Origin of the sequence: Leptospira kirschneri serovar Cynopteri str. 3522 CT (assembly GCF_000243695.2) — a bacterium.
In the GTDB taxonomy this organism is placed as follows: Bacteria; Spirochaetota; Leptospiria; order Leptospirales; family Leptospiraceae; genus Leptospira; species Leptospira kirschneri.
Map to the genome: position 1 here is coordinate 936673 of NZ_AHMN02000004.1, position 9243 is coordinate 945915.

Annotated in this window: 8 protein-coding genes and 2 pseudogenes; 3 read left to right on the plus strand and 7 right to left on the minus strand. The window is 38.0% G+C overall.

Annotated elements, in window-relative coordinates:
- Nucleotides 1-14: 14 nt before the first annotated feature.
- Nucleotides 15-491, minus strand: a complete 477-nt coding sequence (rfaE2, locus tag LEP1GSC049_RS220090) for a D-glycero-beta-D-manno-heptose 1-phosphate adenylyltransferase (RefSeq protein ID WP_004752264.1) — start codon at nt 489-491, stop codon at nt 15-17.
- Nucleotides 492-1505 carry a D-glycero-beta-D-manno-heptose-7-phosphate kinase gene (gene rfaE1 / locus LEP1GSC049_RS220085; RefSeq protein WP_016560495.1) on the minus strand — a complete coding sequence of 338 codons (1014 nt, stop codon included), beginning with the start codon at nt 1503-1505 and terminating at the stop codon, nt 492-494.
- Nucleotides 1506-1559: 54 nt separating this feature from the next.
- Between rfaE1 and LEP1GSC049_RS220080 the strand changes: the two genes are divergently transcribed.
- Nucleotides 1560-2180 (plus strand): LON peptidase substrate-binding domain-containing protein, encoded by a 621-nt coding sequence (locus LEP1GSC049_RS220080; RefSeq protein ID WP_016748772.1) that lies wholly within the window; start codon nt 1560-1562, stop codon nt 2178-2180.
- Nucleotides 2181-2647: 467 nt separating this feature from the next.
- On the opposite strand, the gene LEP1GSC049_RS220075 is transcribed toward LEP1GSC049_RS220080, so the two are convergent.
- The 4 genes and pseudogenes from LEP1GSC049_RS220075 to LEP1GSC049_RS2000000228470 all read right to left on the minus strand — a co-directional run bounded on the left by LEP1GSC049_RS220075 (nt 2648) and on the right by LEP1GSC049_RS2000000228470 (nt 6123).
- Complete coding sequence (locus tag LEP1GSC049_RS220075; RefSeq protein ID WP_016560415.1) at nt 2648-3919, minus strand: C40 family peptidase; 1272 nt, start codon at nt 3917-3919, stop codon at nt 2648-2650.
- 49 nt (nt 3920-3968) lie between these two features.
- The gene (locus LEP1GSC049_RS220070; protein WP_004760733.1) at nt 3969-5273 is read right to left on the minus strand and encodes a peptide MFS transporter; all 1305 of its coding nucleotides are present in this window, start codon (nt 5271-5273) and stop codon (nt 3969-3971) included.
- A complete protein-coding gene (locus LEP1GSC049_RS220065) occupies nt 5249-5800 on the minus strand; it encodes a cob(I)yrinic acid a,c-diamide adenosyltransferase (RefSeq protein ID WP_004751800.1) in 552 nt (183 codons plus the stop codon). Before LEP1GSC049_RS220065 ends, LEP1GSC049_RS220070 begins: the two co-directional genes overlap by 25 nt.
- Nucleotides 5733-6123: pseudogene (locus LEP1GSC049_RS2000000228470) on the minus strand (hypothetical protein). The gene LEP1GSC049_RS220065 and the pseudogene LEP1GSC049_RS2000000228470 overlap by 68 nt, the downstream one beginning before the upstream one ends.
- Nucleotides 6124-6142: 19 nt before the next feature.
- On the opposite strand from LEP1GSC049_RS2000000228470, the gene LEP1GSC049_RS220060 reads away from it, so the two are divergent.
- The gene (locus tag LEP1GSC049_RS220060) at nt 6143-6994 is read left to right on the plus strand and encodes a flagellin N-terminal helical domain-containing protein (RefSeq protein ID WP_000586161.1); all 852 of its coding nucleotides are present in this window, start codon (nt 6143-6145) and stop codon (nt 6992-6994) included.
- 394 nt (nt 6995-7388) lie between these two features.
- Here LEP1GSC049_RS220060 and LEP1GSC049_RS220055 read toward each other — a convergent pair whose 3' ends face one another.
- Nucleotides 7389-8237, minus strand: a complete 849-nt coding sequence (locus tag LEP1GSC049_RS220055; RefSeq protein ID WP_002176528.1) for a flagellin N-terminal helical domain-containing protein — start codon at nt 8235-8237, stop codon at nt 7389-7391.
- A gap of 511 nt (nt 8238-8748) precedes the next feature.
- Between LEP1GSC049_RS220055 and LEP1GSC049_RS02000000224500 the strand changes: the two are divergent.
- Nucleotides 8749-9243: pseudogene (locus tag LEP1GSC049_RS02000000224500) on the plus strand (DUF1564 domain-containing protein); the annotation flags it as partial.

Below are 9243 nucleotides of genomic sequence, written 5' to 3' on the forward strand. Positions count from 1 at the left end.
AAAAAAGAGGAAGTTTAGAGTTTCAAAATTTTTTCGATGATGGAAGAGGTGGACTTTCCAGGAACAAAGGGTAAAATTTGAACGTCTCCTCCTAGTTCTCTGATTACTTTCGTTTCAGGCAATTCTTCTACTTTGTAGTCTCCTCCCTTTACGTGAATCTTAGGTTTGATCAGACGAATCAAATCCAAAGGAGTATCCTGAGTAAAAATTGTAACCGCATCCACAAATCTCAGATTAGAAAGAAGAATCGCTCTGTCGTCTTCACAAATGAGAGGTCTTTGTTCCCCTTTTAGACGTTTTACAGAAGAATCCGAGTTGAGTCCTATCCAAAGAAAATCACCTAACTCTCGCGCCTGAGAAAGATACGTTATGTGACCTTTATGTACTAAATCGAAACAACCGTTCGTAAAAACGATTTTTTTATTTTTCCGAATCCGATCCGCAAAAGCCGCGACGTTTTCCCAAGAAACGACGTGATTTTTTAAGTCCATTTAATTTTCAAAACTCCCCATGGATTGTAAAGAAAATTCTAATTCCTCCGGAGTTACCGTTTCTGCACTTAACTTTCCAACTACGACTCCAGCGGCCGCATTGGAAACGATACTTGCTTCCAATTCGTTCAATCCAGCAGCGTGATAGGCGGTGTAAGTACTGATAACGGTATCACCGGCACCGGTAACATCGAATACCTCTTTTGCAACTGTTGGAATATGAAACATTTCTTTATTAGAAGAAAGATATAAACTCATCCCTTTTTCTCCTCTTGTAATCATAAGAGAAGGACAAGAAAGTTTTTCGGAAATTTCTTCCGCTGCATTTAAAATTTCAGAATCGTTCTCCAATTTTTTTCCGATGGCCTTACCAGCTTCGTGATGATTTGGAGTCAGAATACTAACTCCTTTGTATAGAAAAAAATGACTGACTTGTGGGTCCACTGTCACAATCTTTTTTTTATCCAGACAAATTTTAGAAACCTCTCTGATAACCCTAGGAGTTAAGGTTCCTTTATCGTAATCAGAAAGAATCACTGCATCCGCAGAATCGATTCTTTCTAAGAAAGCTTTAAGAAGTTCGTTTTCTTCGTTTGAATTGATCGGTTTTAATTCCTCTTTATCGATCCTACAGACTTGTTGATGTCCCGCGATCACCCTCGTTTTTACAATCGTAGGAACACCTTCGGATGCGATCAGAAAGTTACGGTCCTTATCTGTGTTTTCATGAAGTAAAAGACCAGCAAGATTTTTCGCTCTTTCATCTTTTCCGGTTCTTCCAAGAACGACTGACTTTACGCCTAAACTTGATAAATTTTTAACTACGTTTCCCGCCCCGCCTAAAGTAATCTTTTCTGTACGGACCCAGACAACTGGAACGGGAGCTTCCGGAGAAATTCGACTTACTTCTCCAATAAGATATTCATCCAAGATAAAATCTCCGATCACGATCACTTTTAAATTTTTAAGATTGGCCGTTGAAGTTTGAAAGCGATTTCTATTTAGATAATACAAATTCTACCGATCCTTGGGATTTTGATTTACGGTTTCTGTCTAAGCAGTTATAGTATGCTTCCTGTGTCAATCACTACTGTCCCAATCTTTCCGTTACCGGAAATCATTCTGTTTCCAGGGACATACTTACCTCTCCATATTTTCGAACCTAGATATAGATTGATGTTAGACTATTGTATGGAATCAAGCGAAGAACTAGCCATTGCTCCCTTACTCAGCAAATCTAAAATGTTATCTTTACATCCTGAAATTGAAACCGTATTCGGTTGGGGAAAAATCGTACGAAGAGATCCTCTACCGGATGGGAGATCCAATATTCTTTTAGAAGGAAAAGGGATCGCTAAATTGATCGATTACGAAACAATGGAACCTTTTCGAGTAGGAAAAGTCGAAAAGATTGAACCCGATTTCGAATATCTAAAACATGAAAACTTTAAAAAGGGTTTTGAAAGACTTTTGTTCCTTACCAAAAGAATACTACTTTCAGAAGGTGCCGGCGAAGATTTGATTCTTAGAATGAACGAACTAATGACGCACCCTTTTCCAATCGATTTTATCGCTTCTATTCTTAACTTTGAATTTTCTAAAAAACAGGAAATTCTAGTAGATCCAAATCCAATGGAAAAGATGAAAATTTTAATGCGAATTGCGGAGGAACTTAACTTAAGAGAATAAAAGTTATCTTAAATGATTTAGAATAACGGATGTTTGATTACTAAATAAAATACCGATCAATAACGTAAATTCGACGTAAGAAAATCCAAACAAATAAAAAACTCAGGTGCAACTACTTCCTGAACTCAACAAATCGTTTACTATGAATCAAGTTTTGGAACGTAACTGCAACTCGTATATTTCGAAGCTAAAATGACTCACGACCTAAAACGCTTTCGTAAAAAGCGTTTTGCTGAGTTTCAAACGCGACCCGTCGAACGACCCATGGAAGTGAGACGCTGAGTTACTTCGAGCGACCGTAGAAGCGAGACGCTGAGTTCAGGAGAGAGTTTTGCTTTAGTTTCAAACGCTTTCGTAAAAAACATTTCATTGAATTCTTTTTTTTATTCCAATTCCTATGGAATTTCCGAAAACGATCCCACTACACAAACAATGACAAATTAAAAATTCATTTTATACAGTTTTTCTTATAATACTTTTTTAAACAACCTTCTCGATGTCACGTAACGATCGATCCACCACTTCATAGAAATTTTATCGATCACAACACCCCTCGTAGAAGAAGCATGTGCAAATTCTTTCTCGTTGATTACAAGACCAACGTGAGTGATTTTACTTTGATTGGGAGACGCAGAGAAAAAAATCAAATCCCCCGCTCTTAAATTCTGATGAGAAATTTTACTTCCAGAACTAGCCTGTTCCCTTCCAAGACGGGGAAGTATTTTTACGGGAACTCCCACACGTTTATCCGTCAAAGAACTAAAAGTGAATCCGGAACAATCCACACCTTTTTTAGAAGTCCCTCCCCAATAATAAGGAGTTCCCAACCATTCCTTAACGACTGAAACTAAATTAGAAGAAGTTAATGTCTCCCATTCTATTTTACCGGGTTGAATTGGAGTTTCCGGTTCTACTTCCGGAACCAGAGGAGGTTCTGGAATATTTTCCTCAAATCCGAATTTCGGTCTATCTCCAATTACGATTTCAGCGGCAGAATCTAAACTTCTATCCAAGGTTCGAGCCTGAGAGATTAACTCGGTCCAAGAATCCAAAGACCTACTTTTAGTTCCTTCATGTAATGATTTAAGTTGAGATAAAAGATCCGAAGCAAACGTATAACGATCGTTTGTCGGATTAAAAAAAATCGCTTGTCTAAAAGCGGAATCAGTCTTTTCAAAAGGAACCTTTGCTCCTCTGTTTGGAAAAGAACCCAATATTCTAGACGCGAGTCTGTTTTCAGGAATCCCTACAAATTTTCCGGCGACGAGAGCTCTACCGCCCGCTAAAATCGCAAATCCGTCCCAACGAGACTTCAACGCAGTAGATAAAAAAACGTTTCTGATTTCTTCTCTAATTCCAGCCTGAGTCGTTTCTTTTACAAACAAAGAAATCAAAACGAAATCCTTTTCGGAAAGTTTTTGTTTGGAAAGAATCGGAATTGCGTCTTCTGCCTCCGTAAAACGTAAGCCGGAAAGAGACACATAGTATTGATTTACGATCAAATCCGCAATGGTGTCCGGAGCCAAACCCTCCATGATGGCCCAAGGGATCGTGTTTTTAGTGATTTCAATCACTTTCGGATCCTTAGATTTACCACCTAACTTTTGAAAGACAGAATTTCGGATTAAAAGAGTCTGCCCCGCTTCAAAATCTTCCTTAAGAAGATCTGAAAACGGGTCCGCAAAAACAGAAACGGGTATCCAAACCAAAAGAAAAAAAATTCCTATAATTCTAAACATACAAATCCTCTAATATATAAATTTTAGAATATATAAAAAATTGCACACTCTACTGATCCGCACCGTGCATCCAGGCTTGAAGTTTTTTTCTTGTAATATAAAGAATCATTCCGCCTACAAATGCAAGTATTGCAAACATCCCAAAAAAAGTAGGAAAATTATCCGTTTTCATCAGACCAGCCAATTCTCCGGCGAGAATATTACCAAAAAAACTAGAAAGAAGCCAAACCCCCATCATAAAACCACCCAGTTGTTTAGGAGACAACTTGGTAACTAAAGCCAAACCTCCAGGAGATGTAAATAACTCTCCTACTGTAATACAAAGAACCATTAACAAAAGCCAAACCGCCGAAATTTTATGACCAGGTCTAAAATCAAGAGTGACTAATGTTAAAACTGAAAAACCCAAAGCTAAAATGAAAAAACCGGTTGCAAATCTCGTAGAAGTATCTGGTTTCCAATTATTTTTTGCAAGTGTAGTCCAAAAAGAAGCGATAATAGGGGCAAAAATTAAAATCAAAAGCGGATTTAAAGATTGAAAAAAAGGCGTAGGAATATCGTATCCGAACCAATTCCGGTTCACGTGACGATCTATAAAAAGATTTATAGAAGAACCAATCTGTTCAAAGGCAGCCCAAAAAATGATCACAAATAAGGTAAAAATAAAAATCACTGCGAGTTTTTGTTTTTCCTCTTTTTTTAAAGTAGAATGTTTTTGTCCTTCGAAAATATGATTTTTTTTACCCGGTTCAAAAACTTTGTCCGGAAATTGTTTTTGGCCCAAAAGAAGAATTAAAATTCCGAATAACACTCCAAAGGCGGCCACTCCAAATCCGTATCCCCAGCCCCAGGATTTACTAAAGTAACCACAAAATAAAGGTCCTAAAAAACCTCCTAAATTAATTCCCATATAAAAAATCGTAAAACCAGAATCTTTCATTCGAGTTTTATTATCTTCATCGTAGATTCTTCCTAAAACCGTAGCGATATTTGGTTTAAAAAAACCAACTCCTAGGATGAGTAATCCTAAACCTAAAAAGAAAAATGGTTTTGTTTCAAAGGCAAGACTCAAATGCCCGAACATCATCAATGTGGCTCCTAGAAAAATACATTTTTTAAAACCTAAATAACGATCTGCAAGATAACCTCCTAGAAGAGGAGTCAAATAAACGAGACCTGTATAAATTCCATAGATTCGATTTGCTTCCACATCGGAAAAATGAAAAACCTTAGTAAGAAATAACACGAGTAAGGCGCGCATTCCATAAAAGCTGAACCTTTCCCAAGTCTCTGTAAAAAATAAAATCGTAAGACCTTTGGGATGAGAATTCACGTCTTTGTTCTGGACGTCCATAATGGTTCCTGAATATTCTCTTCCAAATTTGCAAAACGAGCGGCCACAAAAAAATAATCCGAAAGACGATTCATAAAAATCATAGGAGAAGAAAGAATTTCAAGACCCTCTTCCTTAAACTTCACCATTTCTCTTTCTAATCTTCTGGAAACGGTTCTAGAAATATGTAAAAATGCAGCCGCCTTAGTTCCGCCGGGAAGAATAAATTTTTTCAACGGTTCTAATTTTTCCTGCATTTGATCAATTTGATTTTCTAAAAACGTAATGTCTTCTTCCAAGATACAGGATTCTTGTTTAGACCGAAAACCAGCCAATTCCGCGCCTAATTCAAAAAGAAGATTTTGGATTGTTTCCAAAGAAGAATGAAGTATGGATTCCTTCTGTAAAAACGATTTCACAACTCCAACAGTAGAATTGAGTTCGTCAGCAGTTCCATATAACTCTACTCTACGATCCGACTTAGAAACCTTTACACCAGTCGCTAAAGAAGTCTGTCCAAAATCGCCTTTTTTGGTATAGATTTTCATAATTTACTAACTCACAATCCGTCTACTTTTTCACTTTTTGAAAAAAAGAGACAAAATAAGATCAAAACAATGAGAATGAAGTATGGAAAGAAAAGGACTTTTTTTATAAACTGAAGGAAAAGAGTTGCTTTCAAAAACGTTTTTAGTTAATATTTTGACAAAAGTTTCCTAAACTAAGTGTCGGCTCCCTCCGCATTATACTTTAGGAAAAAAAATATAAAACTTTCACCTTCGTCCTAAAAACAGAGTGAAAGTTCGCAGTGGAAAAACAAAGGCAGTTTACTGCCCCAAAAAACTTCGACCCGGACGGATCCGGGTAACATAAACAGGGAGGTTGTGACAATGATCATCAATCACAACATTAGCGCTCTCAGAACGAATAACGTACTGAAAAGTGTAAATAAAGAATTAGATAAAACCATGGAGAAACTTTCCACCGGCCTGCGGATCAATCGCGCCGGGGACGACGCTCTAGGTTTTGCAATGTCGGAAAAAATGCGAACTCAAATCCGGGGACTTGCTCAAGCAGAGCGAAATGTAATGGATGGGGTTTCTTTTATTCAAGTCACGGAAGGTACTCTTGAACAGGTAAACAACATACTTCAAAGATTGAGAGAACTTTCCATCCAGACTTCCAACGGAATCTATTCCAACGAAGATCGCAAACTGGTTCAGTTGGAAGTGGATCAATTGATAGAGGAAGTGGACCGAATCGGAAAATCTGCAGAGTTCAATCATATTAAGCCTCTTTCGGGAGATCACTCTAAACAATCGAACAAACCAATCCAACTTCAAGTAGGACCCAACCAAAACGAGAAGTTAGATATTTTTATAGATTCTATGAACGCTACTGGTTTACAACTAGTTGCCAATGGAAAAAAACAAGCCCTCTCTTCTCCCGCAAGCGCCAATGCAATGATTGGGATTTTAGATACGGCCATTTCCAAAGTGAATCAACAAAGAGCCGATCTAGGAGCGTATTACAATCGTTTAGAAATCACTTCTCAAGGATTGCAGTCTAGCTACGTAAACATGGTCGCCGCAGAAAGCCGTGTAAGGGACGCGGATATGGCGGAACAGATTGTGGATTATACTAGGAATCAAATTCTCACCAAAAGCGGATCGGCGATGCTTGCTCAAGCGAACATGAGACCTGATCAAGTGGTGAAATTGTTAAGCGACAGATTCGGTTAAATTTTTTAATCTAAGATTCAAATTTTTACGAAGCCGTTTTCGAAAATTTCGAGGCGGCTTGTTTTTGTTTCTACTACTCTAAAAAACCTCACGTGAACACGACGGCTGGGCTTGCTTGCTCTATGATTCTTTTTGATCAACTTGAAGATAAAAACGGAGAAGATTAGAATTTATAAAAGGCAAAAAGTAAATTTTGAATTTCGCCTTCGCATTTTAAAAACAAAAACTCTAACTGTAAAAAATAAGCCCGAAGATTCTTCTTAAGAATACTCGGGCTTCAGAGTCGTACGGCGATTTATAACGGGAATTATAAATCCATTTTAGGTATCGTCGTTTCCGGCATTTGCTTTAACTCTTCTGACTGAAATTAAATCCTTTCAGCCAGTAGAAACGGTTACTTCAACAGCTGTAGAACCGTTTGTGGTTTCATATTGGCCTGAGCTAACATTGCGGTCGCAGCCTGAGTTAGGATTTGATAACGCGTAAAGCTAGTCATTTGTTCTGCCATATCGGTATCGCGAATTCTAGATTCAGCCGCTTGGATGTTCTCATATGCGTTCATGAGACCTTTTGCTGCGTGTTCCAGACGATTATAATACGCTCCTAAATCAGCTCTCTGTTTAGAGATACTACGAAGCGCATCATCTGCCAATCCGATCACAGAGTTTGCCTTGCCGGCTGTAGAAAGAGAGATAAACGTCAAAACAGTCGGGTTTCTTAGTCCCAATGCCGCAGTGTTCATCGTTTCAATATAAACTCTTTCTCTTTGGTGCATATTTGCACCCATGTGAAACCACATACTCGCAGTCGGATTCAATCTTGCGAAAGCTCCGGTAAGGAGTTTCATTTTGTTGAATTCGGCTTGAGAAGCGATCCGGTCGATCTCGTCAACTAACTGAGAAACTTCTACTTGGATCTGTTGTCTATCTTCTTCGGTATAAATACCGTTGGCAGCTTGGACAGCCAGAACCCGGATTCTCTGAACGATCTCATGAGTTTCCTGGAGATATCCTTCAGTAGTCTGGATTAGAGACATACCATCTTCAGTGTTCATTTCCGCTCTTCTGAGACCCAGAATCTGAGTTCTCATCTTTTCGGACACTGCAAGACCGGAAGCATCATCGCCTGCGCGGTTGATTCTCATTCCGGAGGACAATTTCTCAATGTCCTTACCCATGTTTTCGCTGTTGAACTTCAACGTTCTGTGCGCGAAAATGGCACTGATATTATGGTTGATAATCATTCGGTTCCTCCTTGAATCCGATTCCCTGAAATTAGGGGATTATGATTTTTCAAAGGTCTTCCTTGACCTTTTCAGAGAATGCATCGACGATTGCATACATTCCGATAATGAACTTTTTTAGAAATTCAGAGATAAAAATCGTCTTCCTAAACTAGAATATCTATGTCCCTTCTTAGATATTTCTTTTTTATCATAGGTTCGACTTAAGGACCCAGGATCCATTTTTCTGTAAAAAGTTGGAATCTGAGCTTTACAGTTCGATTCCTTAAACGTAGGAATTCATACTTTTAGAAAATTCTTTCTTACATCGAAACTCATGTTTTTTAAAAAGTTAGAATGTTTGTCTGACTGCTCTAATTGAGTTCTTGAATTTTTATCTTCAAACACTGTTTCTACGTGAAATAGCACAGTATTTCTGTTCTATAATTGTTAGGATTTTATAACGTTTTCCTTTAAAAATTTTTTTCTATAAATCGTTCCGGTTGGAAAGTTCGAAGAACCGTTTTCTAGTATGGATATTCTTTTGTTGGATGACGGTCAAAAAATTGAATCTGCTTTGGTAGAAGATTCGTTTGGAACGGATTCTCTTTTGGTTCCAGATGTTTATTGGAATCGTTTGAATTTTCAAGAAAGAAAAACTCTTCGGGGTAAACTTCCTTTTTTATTGAGGAAATATTCGAAGCAGATCGCATCTATGAAACGCTTCATGATCGGGCGGGTAAAATCAAATACAATCGGTGCGTTGGTAAAATGAAAAAGTTTAGTATTCGGGTTCATACTGGTGTTTGGGCGACTTTAGGTGTTTTAGCGGCGGCTCATGGTGTTTCGAGATGTTATCTTTTTAATTATATGCTTTGGCTGGAGGACCTGGGTGGAAAGGAGGATTTCTTTGTGAAAAGTTTAAACCCAGGAGTTCCTAGCTTTCACTGGACTTACAAAATGATCTGGAAAATTGACAGGAGACAAAATCTCATTTCGAGAGAATTACAATTTGAACCAAACCCAA